Here is a 13,548-nt window from a genome sequence, read left to right as displayed (position 1 = left end):
ACAACCATCCACACCGTCACAAAACCCTGACAAATCTTTGTCATCGCCTCCCGTAGAATCAAGGCATGCTTGAAGTGATCCTGATCCGTCACGGTGAAACCGATGCCAACCGTTCCTTGCGCTTCCAAGGGCATGCGGATATCCCGCTCAATGCCACCGGCCTGCTGCAATCCGGCCGGCTGGCACAGGCTTTTCGCAACAACGGCATCCTGCACCGGGTGGCCGCCAGTTACAGCAGCGACCTGCAACGCGCCGTGCAGACTGCCCAGACTTCGCTGCAGCAGACGCCGCATGCCGCTCCCATGCTGCAACCGGCCCTGCGCGAGCAGAGCTTCGGCGTGCTGGAAGGGCTGACTTTCGAAGAGGCCAGGGCAGCCTATCCCGATGACGTGGAAAGCTGGATGCAATTCAGCGCCGACTACGCGCTGCCGTCCGGCGAAAGCACCCGCCAGTTTCACGAGCGCGTGATGGGCGCCCTCAACGACATTGCCTTGGCGCATCACCAGAAAGCCCCCGAAAACAGCTGCGTGCTGGTGTTCTCGCACGGCGGCGTGGTGGATATGGCCTGGCGCCACCTGACCGGACAGACGCTGTCCGGCCCGCGCACCTGCGAGATTCCCAACGTGGGGCTCAACCACATGCGCTGGGATGGCCGGCGTTTCCATCTGCACGACTGGGCCGATGCCCGCCATGTGGCCGATCTGCCGGAGCAGCCGCGCTACGACCAGCGCAAATTGCGGGGGCGTTGAAGCCCTGCCACACCAGGCATTCACCGCAACGGGGCACCGGGCCTGTGGATCGTGCAATAAGTCACATCGCCCCCGCAATCCGCATTTCGGGCTTCCCGGGCGGCATAGCAGTGGTATAAAACCCTCAAACGCTGCAGTGCAGCATGCATGCCCGCATGGCGGGCCATTGGGAGAATCGGAATGGATCGTCGATCAGTACTGCTTTCGGGTCTTGCCTGGACGGTGGGCGCGGGTGCGCTCAGCCTGCAGGCGGGCTGTGCCAAGGAGCGCAAGAGCGACCTGACGTTGGGCATGGTGCTTGAGCCGCCGGGGCTGGATCCCACGGCCGGCGCGGCCTCGGCCATTTCCGAGATCACGCTCTACAACATCTTCGAAACGCTCACCAAGATCCAGCCCGACGGTTCGGTGCAGCCCTTGCTGGCGGAAAAGTGGGAGTCGGCCGACCAGAAGACCTGGACCTTCCATCTGCGCAAGGATGCGAGGTTCCACAACGGCGAGCCCTTCAATGCCGAAACCGTCAAGTTCTCCTTCGAGCGCGCAGCCGGTGAGAAGAGCACCAACAAGGACAAGCGCCTGTTTGCCAGCTTCAGCGGCATCAGCACGCCCGACGCATACACCGTGGTGCTGCAGGGCACCGAGCCCAATCCGGATCTGCCTTTCCTGCTGGGGCAGGGCACGGCCATCATCGTCGAACCCAAGAGCGTGGCCAGCAACGCCACGGCTCCGGTGGGCACCGGCCCGTACCTGCTGGACCAGTGGCGCAAGGGCGCATCGCTGTCGCTGAAGAAATGGCCCGAATACCGTGCGGCCGACAAGATTGCCATCCAGGCCGCAACCTTCCGCTTCATCTCCGACACCGCGGCGCAGGCTGCGGCGCTGCTGTCCGGCGACGTGGATCTGTTCTCGCGCGTGCAGGTGGCGCGCAGCCTGGACCAGTTCAAGACCGACAAGCGCTTCCAGGTACTGGTGGGTGCCTCGCGTGCCAAGACCATCCTGGCCATTAACAACGCGCGCAAGCCCCTGGACGATGTGCGCGTGCGCCGCGCCATTTCCGCGGCCATCGACCGCAAGGGCGTGATCGACGGTGCGGCAGACGGCTTTGGCGTGCCGATCGGCAGCTACTATGTGCCGGGCGCGCTGGGCTACGTGGACACCACCGGCGTCAACCCCTACGATCCCGAAAAGGCCAGGCTGCTGCTGCAGGAAGCTGGCGTGAAGGACCTCAAAATCACCATCAAGCTGCCCCCGCCGCCCTACGCGCGCCAGGGCGGCGAGGTGATCGCTGCCATGCTGGCCAAGGTCGGCATCACGGCCAGGCTCGAAAACATCGAGTGGGCCCAGTGGCTGAGCAACGTCTATGGCCAGAAGGACTACGACATGACCATCATCAGCCATGTCGAACCTTTCGATTTCGGCAACTTCGCCAAGCCGGACTACTACTGGAACTACCAGTCCGAGGCCTTCAACGCGCTGTTTGCCAGCATCAACCAGACGGCCGATCCCGAGCAGCGCGCGCGCCAGCTCGCCGAGGCGCAGCGCCTCGTGGCGTCGGATGCCGTCAGCGCCTACCTGTACCAGCCGCAGTGGATCACCGTGGGCAGCAGCAAGCTCAAGGGCGTGTGGAAGGACATGCCGGTGTTTGTCAACGACCTGTCGGCGCTGTCGTGGGGCTGATGGCTTGCCGGAGCGCCCGCCTGTAGCGGTGACGCTTTTTGACATTGCGTGAACAGGCGCCCACTTCTTGTGGGTGCCTCTCCGTTTCCGAAACCCGGCCTTACAGCAGTGGTGCGGCGGCCAGCAACTGGCGCGTATAGGGATGCTGCGGTTCGGCAAACAACTGCTCGGTCGGCGCATATTCCACCACCTTGCCCTGATACAGCACCGCGATCTGGTCGCACACATGGTGTACCACGGCCAGATCGTGGCTGATCAGCATGAAGCTGATGCCGTGTTCGGTCTGCAGCCGCCGGATCAGGTTCAGCACCTGCGCCTGCACCGACACATCCAGCGCGCTCACCGGCTCGTCCGCCACGATCAGCTTGGGACTGCTGATCAGCGCGCGTGCGATGGCGATACGCTGGCGTTGGCCGCCCGAAAACTCGTGCGGATACTTGTCCAGGTCGGCTTCCTGCAGGCCCACGGCATGCAGGGCGTCGATGGCCTGGGCGCGCAGCGCCTCGGTTCCTGCGCCGTAGGTGTGCAGCGGCTCGGTCACGATGCGCTCGATATCCTGGCGCGGATCGAGCGAGGCATAGGGATCCTGGAACACCATCTGGAAATCCCGTCGGGCCTGTTGCAGCTCACGCGGCGGCAGCGCATGCACCTTGCGCCCGAGAATCTCCACCGTGCCGCTGGTCGGCTGGTCCAGCGCCATCACCAGCCGGGCCAGCGTGCTCTTGCCGCTGCCCGATTCGCCCACGATGCCAAGGCTCTGGCCGGCCTGCAGGCTGAGCGTCACGCCATCCAGCGCCCGCGTGATGCGCGGCGGCACGAACAGGCTCTGCCGGCGCTGCCGGTAGTGGCGCTTGAGATCGGTAACCTGGAGCAGCGGAGTCGTCATGGCGTGAGCTGCATGTGATAACAACGCGCCAGATGAGGGACAGACGGTGTCTGGCGCCCTGTGTCTACCGCTATGGCCGCCTGCGCTGACAATATCTCTGGTGTGCCGCCGTGTATTGCTTGCGGGGTTGCATGGACGGGTACCGCGAACAGCGGCGGCTCCTGCCCACGGCAATCGTCCTGCACGAAGCTGCAGCGGCCGGCGAAGCGGCATCCGGGCGGTGGCGTGAACATGTCCGGCACGCGACCCGGAATGGTCTGCAAGGGCGCACCGCGTGGCGCACCAATGCGCGGGCGTGCCGCCAGCAGCGCACGGGTATAGGGGTGCGCCATGCGCGCAAAGACTTCGCTCGTGCTGCCCGATTCGGCCACGGCACCTGCGTACAGCACCATCATGCGCTGCACATTGCGCGCAATCACGGCCAGGTCATGGCTGATCAGGATCAGCGCCATGCCGCGTTCGGCCACCAGGTCGCGCAACAGGTTCAGGATCTGCGCCTGCACTGTCACGTCCAGCGCCGTGGTTGGCTCGTCGGCGATCAGCACATCCGGGTCACAGGCCAGCGCGGCCGCGATCATGATGCGCTGGCGCTGTCCGCCGGAAAACTGGTGCGGATAGTCGTTCAGCCGCTCACGTGCATCGGGAATGCCGACCCGGTCCAGCAGTTCGACCGCATGGGCCAACGCTGCCCGCCGGTCCATGGCGCGGTGCTGGCGCAGCGGCTCGGCCACCTGGTCGCCGATGCGCTGCAGTGGATCCAGTGCCGTCATGGGCTCTTGGAACACCATCCCCAAATCATCGCCACGCAGGGCGCACAATGTCTTTTCGCTGGCTCCTACCAGCTCCTGCCCATTGAACACGATGCTGCCTTCTGCCCAGGCGTTGCGCGGCAGCAGGCCCATCAGGGCCAGCATGGCCAGCGTCTTGCCGCTGCCCGATTCGCCGATCACGCCCAGGGTTTCGCCGCGCTCCAGCGTGAAGCGCATGTTGCGCACGGCGGCTGCCACACCCCGATGGGTGCGCACCATCACGTTCAGGTCGCGGACTTCCAGCAATGCCATCAGCGGCCTCCCTCGCTGATCTTGGGGTCGAGCAGGTCACGCAGGGCGTCGCCCAGGAAGTTCAGCCCCAGCACCGCCAGCGCAATCGCCACCCCCGGATACACCGCCAGCATGGGATGGCTGAACATCAGCGTCTGTGCATCGGCCAGCATGCGGCCCCAGCTCGGTTGCGGCGGCTGCGTGCCCAGGCCCAGGTAGGACAGCGCGGCCTCGGCCAGGATGGCAATGGCAAACTGGATGCTGGCCTGCACGATCAGGATGGCCAGGATGTTGGGCAGGATGTGCTCCCAGGTAATGCGCCAGCGGTTCTTGCCGCAGGCGCGCGCCGCCAGCACGAACTCGCGCGTCCACAACGCATTGGCGCCGGCGCGCGTCACCCGGATGAAGGTCGGGATGTTGAAGATGCCAATGGCGATCATGGCGTTGACCATGCCCGGTCCCCATACGGCGGCCAGCATGATGGCGGTGAGGATGGCCGGAAATGCGAAGGTGACGTCGGTCATGCGCAGGATCAGTTCTTCGACCCAGCCACGCCGCGCGGCGGCCAGCAGGCCCAGAGCCGTGCCGATGACCAGACCGATACCCACGGCAATCACCCCCACGAAGATCGAGCTGCGCGCGCCTACCAGCAGCTGCGACACCACGTCGCGCCCCATCACGTCCGTGCCAAGCCAGTGACTGGCGCTGGGCGGCAGCAGCTTGCGTTCCAGGTGCATCTCCAGCGGCGGCCAAGGGGTCCAGACGTAGGAGAGCAGGGCGGCCAACACCAGCAGCAGCGTCAGCCCGCCACCCATCCACAGGCCCGGATGGCGCCAGGCACGGGCACGCAGGCGGTTCACGCGCGGTGCACTGGTCACGGTGGTCGCGGCGGGTGTCATGGCATGGGAGCCGGAAACATTGGCTGGCGTGTTCACTGGCTGCTCCCCCCCCGGTGGCGCAGGCGCGGATCAATCGCCGCATACAGCACATCCACCACGAAGTTCACCACGATCACCATCGCGGCCAGCAGCATCACGCAGTTGCGCACCACCACCAGATCCCGGTTGGCAATGCTCTGGAAAATCAGCCGCCCGAGCCCAGGCAGGAAAAACACGTTCTCCACCACGATGGTGCCCGCCAGCAGGTTGGCAAACTGCAGCCCCATCACCGTCAGCACCGGAATCATGGCGTTGCGCAGCACATGGCGCCACAGTGTCGCGCGCTCGCTCAGGCCGCGCGCGCGTGCCGTGCGCACGAAATCCTCCTGCATCACCTCCAGCACCGACGAGCGCGTGATGCGCGCCAGAATCGCTGTCTGCACCACCGCCAGCGCAATCGCCGGCAGCAACAGGCTCTGCAAGCCGCTCCAGAAGCCTGCGCGCCAGCCATCGAAGCCGCCGGCGCTGAACCACTGCAGCTGCACCGAAAACACCAGGATCAGCACGATCGCAAACCAGAAATTGGGCACCGCCATGCCGATCTGGCTGATTCCCATCACCGCGATATCGGCCGGCTTGTTGTGGCGAGAAGCCGCATAGATGCCGATCACCAGTGCCAGCACGCTGGTGATGAGCATGGCAAACACGGCCAGCGGGATGGTGAGTGCGAGCCGCTCGGCAATCAGCGGCCAGACCGGGCTGCTGTAGGCATGGCTGATGCCCATGTCGCCCTGCAGCAGGCCGCCGGCCCAGGCCAGGTAGCGCGTATGCACTGGCAGATGCAGCCCCAGCTGGCGCGAGAGCTCGGCCACGGCTTCGGGGCTGGCGTCCGGCCCCAGCATCACCTGGGCGGCATTGCCGGGCAGCACTTCCAGCACGCCAAACACCACCACCGATGTGAACAGCAGGGTCAGCAGCAGGCTGAGCAGGCGTTTGGCAAGATACAGACCCATGAGGCAGAAGTGGATACGGACAGCAAATGGCGGCAAGGCGCCGCCGCACTTGCGATAATAGCGGCGTTTTGTCCTTCGACCGAGGGACCCCCTGAAAGGAAGGACTGGCTACTGTGGCACTGATCATCACCGACGACTGCATCAACTGCGATGTATGCGAACCCGAGTGCCCGAACGAAGCCATCTATCTGGGCGAGCACATCTACGAGATCAATCCGGACAAGTGCACCGAATGCGTCGGCCACTTCGATGAGCCGCAGTGCGTGCAACTGTGCCCGGTGGCCTGCATCCCGGTCGACCCGCAGCATGTGGAAAGCCGCGAGCAGCTGATGCAGAAATACGAGCGCCTGCAGCAGGAAACCCTGAAGAGCCGCGGCTGATTTCGGCCGGGCGACTCCCGGCGTACAGGGCGCCGCTCGCCTGACGCAGGCAGGCGCCACGCCATCGGTGCGCGGCAGCCGTCGTCAAGGCGCCGTATGGATGTCCTTGGTCGCCTTCACCATGTCGCCCGCCAGCAGGTCGGGCAGGGCGCGCAGGCTGTGGTCGATGGCCTGCTCGATGGCAATGCGGTGATCGAGCGAGGGCTTCTTCAGCACCCAGTTCACCACTTCGGACTTCACGCCAGGATGGCCGATGCCCAGGCGCAGGCGCCAGTAGTCCGGCGTACCCAGTTGCGCATGGATGTCGCGCAGCCCGTTATGGCCGGCATGCCCGCCGCCTTTTTTCAGCTTGACCTGGCCGGGCTCCAGGTCCAGTTCGTCATGCACCACCAGGATGTTCTCGGACGGAATCTTGAAGAAGCGCGCCAGCGCACCCACAGCCTGGCCTGAACGGTTCATGAAGGTCTGCGGCAGCATCACCCACACCGGATGGCCGGCGACGTTGGTGCGGCCCACCTGGGCGAAATAGCTGCGCTCCTGGTTGAGCGTGATGCCCAGCTTGCGCGCTGCTGCTTCGGCCCACCAGAAACCGGCATTGTGGCGGGTGGCTTCGTATTCCGGGCCCGGGTTGCCCAGGCCGACGATCAATTGAATCATGGCGAGATAGTGTAAGTGCAGGGCATGAAAAAGCCCACCGAAGTGGGCTTCTTGCTGACGATGCAGGCCGGAATTACTCGGCTGCGGGCTCTTCGCCTTCGGCAGCTTCTTCGTCGGCACCGGGGCCTTTCGGGGCCACAACGCTGGCCAGCACCGGGTCTTCTTCGCCGTGGGCGATGGCTTCCACGCCCTTGGGCAGCTGGATCTGGCTCAGCTTGACCACGTCGCCCTTGACGACCTTGGTCAGGTCCACTTCGATGAACTCGGGCAGGTCGGCCGGCAGGCAGCTGACTTCCAGTTCGGTCACGATGTAGGCGACCATGCACTGCTCCAGCTTGACGGCCGGGGAGTCGTTTTCACCCAGGAAGTGCAGCGGCACCTTGAACTGCAGTTTTTCGGTAGCGGACACGCGCTGGAAATCCACGTGCAGCACTTGCTGCTTGTAGGGGTGGTACTGCACGTCTCGCAGCACGACCTGGCTGGTCTTGCCGGCAACTTCCAGATCCAGGATGGAAGAGTGGAATGCTTCCTTCTTCAGGGCGTGCCACAGGGCGTTGTGATCCAGCTCGATCAGCTGGGGTTCGGCGGTGCCACCGTAGATGATACCGGGGGCCTTGCCAGCATTGCGCAGGCGGCGGCTCGCACCCGTACCTTGCTTGGCGCGCTCAAAAGCGACGACTTTCATGGGTTTTCTCCATTGGGGGTACCACCGCGACCAGTGTGTACCCAGGTTGTAAAAGTGCACCGGATATCCGGTGCACCCGATTGGTTCCGGAGTGGAATTACTCCGAGAACATGCTCATGACCGACTCGCCGTGGGCAATGCGCGTGATCGTCTCGGCGATCAGCGGAGCCACGGAGAGCTGGCGAATGCGTTTGCACTGCTGCGCCTGCGGCGACAGCGGAATGGTGTTGGTCACGACGACCTCGTCCAGCGCCGTGCCCTGGACGATACGTTCGATGGCGGGGCCGCTGAACACGGGGTGCGTGCAATAGGCGTATACGCTCTTGGCGCCACGCTCCTTGAGCACCTCGGCAGCCTTCACGAGTGTGCCGGCGGTGTCGATCATGTCGTCCATCACCACGCAGTTGCGACCGTCGATGTCACCGATGATGTTCATCACTTCGCTGACGTTGGCCTTGGGACGGCGCTTGTCGATGATGGCCAGATCGCAGCCCAGCTGCTTGGCCAGGGCGCGTGCGCGCACCACGCCGCCCACGTCGGGCGAGACCACGATCAGGTCTTCGTAGTTCTTCTGGCGCAGGTCGCTCAGCAGCACCGGGGAGGCGTAGATGTTGTCCACCGGAATGTCGAAGAAGCCCTGGATCTGGTCGGCGTGCAGGTCCATGGTGAGTACGCGGTGCACGCCCACGGTCTGCAGCAGGTTGGCCACGACCTTGGCGGAAATCGGCACGCGGGTGGAACGCGGGCGGCGATCCTGGCGGGCGTAGCCGTAGTAGGGAATGACTGCCGTGATGCGCTCGGCCGATGCACGCTTGAGCGCGTCGACCATGATGAGCAGTTCCATCAGGTTTTCGTTGGTGGGGGCGCAGGTGGGCTGGACGATGAATACGTCGCGGGCGCGCACGTTCTGCTTGATCTCGACGGTGACTTCGCCATCGGAGAAGCGGCCGACCTGAACCTCACCCAGGGAGGTGCCGAGCGATTTGACGATTTCTTCCGCCAGACTGGGGTTGGCGTTACCGGTGAAGACGAGGAAATCGGAATCGAAGTTTTGCATGTCAGCTTCCGGCAATACAAAAGGCCATCAACAGTGGAAACACGATGATGGCCGATTTACTTTGGGTGATGAGAACAAGGTGTGTGGCAGGGGAGGAAGGATTCGAACCCTCGCATGCCGGAATCAAAATCCGGTGCCTTAACCGACTTGGCTACTCCCCTACACACGCCAGCTGCTGCAAGCAACCAGCGTTTGTGCGTTTCGTTAAGCTCTCCATTGTAGCAGAGGATGGAGGCTCAAATTGCTGCAGACTCTGATTTTCCAGTTTTTTTCTGGGGCCGACTGTTGCAATTTGTCGGCATCAAACCCTGCGGGCAATTGTGCAAACACTGCACTGCCTGAACCGGTCATGCGTGCCTGCAGTCCTTGCTGATCGAGCCAGGCGATGGCCTGGGTGATCGGCGGGCAAAGCCTTTCGGCGACCGGTTGCAGGTCGTTGTGTCCGTAATGAAACGGGTCAGCGTCTGCAACGAAAGCCGAGAGTGTAGCAGGTTTTGTGTCGCGTTTCAGGTCGGGTGAAGAAAAAATGGGTCCGGTCGGCACGCCCTGGTCAGGCTTGGCCACGATCCACCGGGAAACAGGCAGTTCCACCGGCTGCAGCTTCTCGCCGATGCCCTCGGCCCAGGCGTTGCGCCCGAACAGGAAGAAGGGCACATCTGCGCCCAGCTCCACGCCGATGGCGGCCAGCTGTTCGGGCGAGAGCTGGAGGTTCCAGAGGCGATTCAGCGCCATCAGGCAGGTGGCGGCGTCGGATGAGCCGCCGCCCATGCCCGCTTCGGCGGGAATCTGCTTGCGCAGGTGGATATGGGCGCCCAGCGTGCAGCCCGTGGCCTGCTGCAGCTTGCGCGCGGCGCGCACGCAGAGGTCTTCGGCCGGCAGCGGTAGTTCGCTTTCTTCGGTGCGGGTGATGGTGCCGCCGGCTTGCAGCGTGAAGTCGAGCGAGTCCTGCCAGTCGATCAGCATGAAGACCGACTGCAGCAAGTGGTAGCCGTTGTCCTGCCGGCCCACCACGTGCAGGAACAGGTTGAGCTTGGCAGGAGCGGGGAGCTTGTGAAAGGCGGTTTCGGCCATGGAACGCCCTGTCAGGCCGGGTTCTGGTCCAGCACGACCTGCAGGCGCGCCGTGGGCAGCGGTTGCAGGCGGCGCGCGCTGATGCGGCCTTCGGGCTGGCGGCTCAGGTCGGGTTGCCAGCCGGGCACGCTGGTGTTGCGGCCGGCGAGCCAGTCGAACAGGGCGGGCACCGGCACGTTGGCACCGGTCAAGTCGATGATCAGGTCATCGAGCGAGGGATATTCGCGTGCCATCTTGCCCTGTTGGGCGATGGCCTCGGTGGGTGACCAGCGCACCTGGGCGACGGTGCTGCCCAGCGGGCTGTAGAGGTCCAGCGTGCCTTGGCGCGGTGTGCCCTTGAGCAGGAAGCTGGCGAAGAAGGACTGCGGCGGCTCCTGGTCCACCGTGAGCGACAGGCGGCCGCTCCAGGTGGAGGCAGCAACATCGGGCGTGGCAGGGCGGGGCGGCGTGGCGCAGCCGGCCAGCGTGGCGCCGATCAGCGAAACAGTCAGCAGGCTGGCAGCCTGGCGGCGGTTGAGGCCTGGGAAATCGTTCATGGGAAAAATCAGTGATTAAACAGGGGGCAGGGCGGTTTCATGGTGCCGGCTTCACGCCGAACTCCTGCATGGTGCGCAGCAGCACCTCGTCCTTGGCGTCGAGCTTTAGGCCTTCCTGCCAGATGGCGCGCGCCTTGGTCTGGTCGCCCAGCTTCCAGAGCACTTCGCCCAGGTGGGCGGCGATTTCGGCATTGGGCTCGTTGTCGAAGGCCTTTTCCAGCCAGCGGCGGGCTTCCTTCAGGCGGCCGAGCTTGTATTCGGCCCAGCCCATGCTGTCCTGGACGGCACCGCTGTTGGGCATCAGTTCCAGTGCGCGTGCAATCAGCGTGCGTGCTTCTTCCAGCCGCTCGCCACGTTCGACCAGAGAATAGCCGAGGGCGTTGTAGGCGGCCGGGGTATCCGGGCTCAGGGTGATGACCTTGCGCAGGTCGGCTTCGGCGCCGGCCCGGTTGCCCAGGCGCTCGCGGATCATGCCGCGGGCATAGAGCAGTTCTGCGTTGTCGGCATCTTCGGCCAGGGCGGTGCCCAGAACCTTTTCCGCGGGAGCCAGCTTGTCGGCAGTCTCGAGGATCTGCACTTGCACCAGCGCCTTGAGCGAGCGTTCCTTCACGCTGTCGCCCGGCAGGGCGTTGACCAGTTGCAGGGCCTGCTCTGGCTTGCCCTGGTTGTTGAGTGCTTCGGCGCGCTGCAGGATGGCGGCGTTGCGTGCAGCGGGAGACTGGATGCGCTTGAGCCAGTTGGCTGCGGCAGCTGCGTCGTTGCGCTGGTCGGCGATTTCGGCCAGCATCAGATAGGCCTGCACGTCGCTGCCGGCAGAGGCCATGCCCAGCAGCGAGGGGGTTTCGCCGTGCGGCTGAATGCTGTCATCCACCCTGCGCAGGGTGAGGTAGCGCTGCAGCGAGCTTTCGGCTGCCTTGTATTGCCTGGTCTGCAGCTGGACGCCGCCTTGCAGCAGCCAGCCCATGGCGTAGCCGGGATGCTTGCGCAGCAGCTCCTTCAGCTGGGTGAGGCTGTCATCGTAGCGGCGAGACTCGATCAGCACCTTGGCGTAGCTGATGCGCAGTTCCTGCGACACATCGGCCTGACGCACGGCCTGGCGTACGAATTCTTCCGCGTGGCTGGCGGCGTAGGGGGTGGTGGTGCGCGAGAGGCGCATCACATCGAGCGCCACCAGGGCAGGCAACTCGTGGTTGGGGAGCACGGTGCCCAGCCGCTCGGCAGGAACCTGGGCGGCGCGCGCCTTCTCCAGCGAATCCATGGCCTGTGCATACCGGCGCGCGGTCAGTTGCATGCGCGCCAGGCTGATGTTGGTGACAAAGGCCGTGGCAGGCTGTTCGGCCCAGGTCTGCAGCACCGGCTCCACGGTGCGCAATACCAGTTCCTGGTTGTGGATTTCGCCGTACAGCACCGGGGTGGCGTGGATCAGCTTGAGGCGCCGCTCGGGTGGGGCATTGTTCAGGGCCTGGGCCAGCGGACCGGCGCTTTCCTCGATACGGCCGAGCAGCAGCAGGATCTGCAACTGGTAGTTGCTGGCTTCGGAATCGGAGGGCTTGAGCTTTTGCCAGGCCTGCACGGCACGCAGCGCGGCATCCGGCGAGCGTGCCTGGATGGCGACCTCGGCAGCGCGTGCATAGAGCCGGGTATCGCCGCTGCGGCGCGCTGCCTCCATCAGGTAGGCGTAGGACTTGCCAGGCTCGCGGCTCTGGTAATACAGCTCGCCAACCAGTGCATCGTAGAGCGCGGTGGAATTGAGGATGATGGTGTCGAGTGCCGCATCCTGCCGAATCCGGCGGTCGGCGTCGACCTGCGTGTTGGTGCGCTCGGGCGACAGGGCGGCAGGCCGTGCCGGGGCTGCGACCACCGGCTGGCTGGAAAGCGTTGCCAGGCCAAGGGCCAGGCTGAGGGCAATGGGCGAGAGGCGCAAGGTGTTGTCCTGAAAGTAAGCTCTGCCGCTTGCCCCTGCAGGGCAAGGCGGACGACCGTCCCATGGATAATAAAGGAACTTGGACGCAAGGCCTGCGCAGTGGGGGATGCGTCCGTATGCAGTTGCAACCGTGGGGCCGCCGTGCCGAGGAGTTTTCTTGCCTGAATTGCCCGAAGTCGAAGTCACGCGACGCAGTTTCGTCGACCGCATCCGAGGGGCGCGCGTTGCCGGCGTGCACATGGGCAAGCCCTTGCGCTGGCCGCTGGGTGCCGAGCCGGAAGTGCTGCTCGGCCAGGAGGTGCAGGATGTGCGCCGCCGCGGCAAGTACCTGCTGCTGGATCTGAGTGGCGGATTGCTGATGGTGCATCTGGGCATGTCGGGCAGTCTGCGCTTCGATACGCTGTTGCCGCCGCCAGGCGTGCATGACCATTTCGAGATGGATACCAGCCTGGGCCTGCTGCGGCTGAATGATCCGCGTCGTTTCGGTGCCGTGATGTACATGCAGGCCGAGAGCGATCCGCGCGCGCAGAAGCTGCTGGCACACCTGGGGGCCGAGCCCCTGGACGATGCCTTCGACCTGCCGTACTTTGCCGCCCGGCTCAAGGTGCGCAGCGCGCCGATCAAGCAGGTGCTGCTGGCGGGGGATGTGGTGGTTGGCGTGGGCAATATCTATGCGTCCGAAGCGCTGTTTAGGGCGCGTATCGATCCGACCACGCCCGCGCGTGCGCTGACGCGGCCGCAGGTGGAGCGACTCTGGGCAGCGATCCGCTACATCATCCAGTGGGCGATCGACGAGGGCGGCAGTACCTTGCGCGACTTTTCCAGCGCGGAAGGGCGCAACGGCTATTTCCAGCTGCAGGCCATGGTGTACGACCGGGCCGGCCAGCCCTGCCGCGAATGCGGCACGCCGATCCGCATGCTGCGCCAGGGACAGCGTTCCACCTACGTCTGTCCGCGCTGCCAGAAGATGCCGGCCTCGCGCTTCAAGGGGGCGTGAG

Annotated in this window: 14 protein-coding genes and 1 tRNA gene; 4 read left to right on the top strand and 11 right to left on the bottom strand. The window is 64.8% G+C overall.

Annotated features, from left to right (window positions below):
• Positions 1-65: 65 nt before the first annotated feature.
• Together ACX36O_RS07885 and ACX36O_RS07880 are read left to right on the top strand one after the other, a co-directional pair.
• Positions 66-749, top strand: coding sequence for a histidine phosphatase family protein (locus tag ACX36O_RS07885; RefSeq protein ID WP_213360831.1), 684 nt, complete (start codon positions 66-68; stop codon positions 747-749).
• A gap of 180 nt (positions 750-929) precedes the next feature.
• Positions 930-2,423 (top strand): ABC transporter substrate-binding protein, encoded by a 1,494-nt coding sequence (locus ACX36O_RS07880; protein WP_213360829.1) that lies wholly within the window; start codon positions 930-932, stop codon positions 2,421-2,423.
• Positions 2,424-2,523: 100 nt separating this feature from the next.
• On the opposite strand, the gene ACX36O_RS07875 is transcribed toward ACX36O_RS07880, so the two are convergent.
• From ACX36O_RS07875 to ACX36O_RS07860, 4 genes are read right to left on the bottom strand one after another with little or no spacing between them, the layout of a single operon-like run.
• Entirely contained in the window at positions 2,524-3,309 is a 786-nt protein-coding gene (locus ACX36O_RS07875; RefSeq protein ID WP_213360827.1) for an ATP-binding cassette domain-containing protein, read from the bottom strand.
• Positions 3,306-4,370, bottom strand: coding sequence for an ABC transporter ATP-binding protein (locus ACX36O_RS07870; RefSeq protein WP_213360825.1), 1,065 nt, complete (start codon positions 4,368-4,370; stop codon positions 3,306-3,308). The genes ACX36O_RS07875 and ACX36O_RS07870 overlap by 4 nt, the downstream gene beginning before the upstream one ends.
• Positions 4,370-5,248: an ABC transporter permease gene (locus ACX36O_RS07865; RefSeq protein ID WP_488359643.1), complete on the bottom strand. Its 879-nt coding sequence runs from the start codon at positions 5,246-5,248 to the stop codon at positions 4,370-4,372. The genes ACX36O_RS07870 and ACX36O_RS07865 overlap by 1 nt, the downstream gene beginning before the upstream one ends.
• A 32-nt stretch (positions 5,249-5,280) precedes the next feature.
• Positions 5,281-6,240, bottom strand: coding sequence for an ABC transporter permease (locus tag ACX36O_RS07860; RefSeq protein ID WP_213360822.1), 960 nt, complete (start codon positions 6,238-6,240; stop codon positions 5,281-5,283).
• A 113-nt stretch (positions 6,241-6,353) separates the two neighbouring features.
• On the opposite strand from ACX36O_RS07860, the gene ACX36O_RS07855 reads away from it, so the two are divergent.
• Positions 6,354-6,620 (top strand): YfhL family 4Fe-4S dicluster ferredoxin, encoded by a 267-nt coding sequence (locus ACX36O_RS07855; protein WP_213360821.1) that lies wholly within the window; start codon positions 6,354-6,356, stop codon positions 6,618-6,620.
• Between the two features lie 84 nt (positions 6,621-6,704).
• On the opposite strand, the gene pth is transcribed toward ACX36O_RS07855, so the two are convergent.
• The 7 genes from pth to ACX36O_RS07820 all read right to left on the bottom strand — a co-directional run bounded on the left by pth (position 6,705) and on the right by ACX36O_RS07820 (position 12,550).
• Positions 6,705-7,277: an aminoacyl-tRNA hydrolase gene (gene pth / locus ACX36O_RS07850; RefSeq protein WP_213360820.1), complete on the bottom strand. Its 573-nt coding sequence runs from the start codon at positions 7,275-7,277 to the stop codon at positions 6,705-6,707.
• Between the two features lie 73 nt (positions 7,278-7,350).
• Positions 7,351-7,962 (bottom strand): 50S ribosomal protein L25/general stress protein Ctc, encoded by a 612-nt coding sequence (locus ACX36O_RS07845; RefSeq protein ID WP_213360819.1) that lies wholly within the window; start codon positions 7,960-7,962, stop codon positions 7,351-7,353.
• A gap of 97 nt (positions 7,963-8,059) precedes the next feature.
• Entirely contained in the window at positions 8,060-9,019 is a 960-nt protein-coding gene (locus ACX36O_RS07840) for a ribose-phosphate pyrophosphokinase (protein ID WP_213360818.1), read from the bottom strand.
• 84 nt (positions 9,020-9,103) lie between these two features.
• A tRNA-Gln gene (locus ACX36O_RS07835) sits at positions 9,104-9,180 on the bottom strand.
• Between the two features lie 43 nt (positions 9,181-9,223).
• Positions 9,224-10,090: a 4-(cytidine 5'-diphospho)-2-C-methyl-D-erythritol kinase gene (gene ispE, locus ACX36O_RS07830; RefSeq protein WP_371698701.1), complete on the bottom strand. Its 867-nt coding sequence runs from the start codon at positions 10,088-10,090 to the stop codon at positions 9,224-9,226.
• Between the two features lie 11 nt (positions 10,091-10,101).
• The gene (locus ACX36O_RS07825) at positions 10,102-10,626 is read right to left on the bottom strand and encodes a lipoprotein insertase outer membrane protein LolB (RefSeq protein ID WP_213360815.1); all 525 of its coding nucleotides are present in this window, start codon (positions 10,624-10,626) and stop codon (positions 10,102-10,104) included.
• Between the two features lie 37 nt (positions 10,627-10,663).
• The gene (locus tag ACX36O_RS07820; RefSeq protein WP_488359642.1) at positions 10,664-12,550 is read right to left on the bottom strand and encodes a tetratricopeptide repeat protein; all 1,887 of its coding nucleotides are present in this window, start codon (positions 12,548-12,550) and stop codon (positions 10,664-10,666) included.
• Positions 12,551-12,707: 157 nt separating this feature from the next.
• Between ACX36O_RS07820 and mutM the strand changes: the two genes are divergently transcribed.
• Positions 12,708-13,547: a bifunctional DNA-formamidopyrimidine glycosylase/DNA-(apurinic or apyrimidinic site) lyase gene (gene mutM / locus ACX36O_RS07815; RefSeq protein ID WP_371686658.1), complete on the top strand. Its 840-nt coding sequence runs from the start codon at positions 12,708-12,710 to the stop codon at positions 13,545-13,547.
• The last annotated feature ends 1 nt before the right edge of the window (position 13,548 follow it).

It is taken from the genome of Brachymonas sp. KE5, assembly GCF_057773645.1.
This window is presented reverse-complemented; position numbering and strand designations above follow the sequence as displayed.

Excerpts from the sequence above, each read along its gene's own strand:
- ACX36O_RS07885 (WP_213360831.1), top strand. The coding sequence starts at position 66 with ATGCTTGAAGTGATCCTGATCCGTCACGGTGAAACCGATGCCAACCGT.
- ACX36O_RS07880 (WP_213360829.1), top strand. The coding sequence starts at position 930 with ATGGATCGTCGATCAGTACTGCTTTCGGGTCTTGCCTGGACGGTGGGC.
- ACX36O_RS07875 (WP_213360827.1), bottom strand. The coding sequence starts at position 3,309 with ATGACGACTCCGCTGCTCCAGGTTACCGATCTCAAGCGCCACTACCGG.
- ACX36O_RS07870 (WP_213360825.1), bottom strand. The coding sequence starts at position 4,370 with ATGGCATTGCTGGAAGTCCGCGACCTGAACGTGATGGTGCGCACCCAT.
- ACX36O_RS07865 (WP_488359643.1), bottom strand. The coding sequence starts at position 5,248 with ATGACACCCGCCGCGACCACCGTGACCAGTGCACCGCGCGTGAACCGC.
- ACX36O_RS07860 (WP_213360822.1), bottom strand. The coding sequence starts at position 6,240 with ATGGGTCTGTATCTTGCCAAACGCCTGCTCAGCCTGCTGCTGACCCTG.
- pth (WP_213360820.1), bottom strand. The coding sequence starts at position 7,277 with ATGATTCAATTGATCGTCGGCCTGGGCAACCCGGGCCCGGAATACGAA.
- ACX36O_RS07845 (WP_213360819.1), bottom strand. The coding sequence starts at position 7,962 with ATGAAAGTCGTCGCTTTTGAGCGCGCCAAGCAAGGTACGGGTGCGAGC.
- ACX36O_RS07840 (WP_213360818.1), bottom strand. The coding sequence starts at position 9,019 with ATGCAAAACTTCGATTCCGATTTCCTCGTCTTCACCGGTAACGCCAAC.
- ispE (WP_371698701.1), bottom strand. The coding sequence starts at position 10,090 with ATGGCCGAAACCGCCTTTCACAAGCTCCCCGCTCCTGCCAAGCTCAAC.
- ACX36O_RS07825 (WP_213360815.1), bottom strand. The coding sequence starts at position 10,626 with ATGAACGATTTCCCAGGCCTCAACCGCCGCCAGGCTGCCAGCCTGCTG.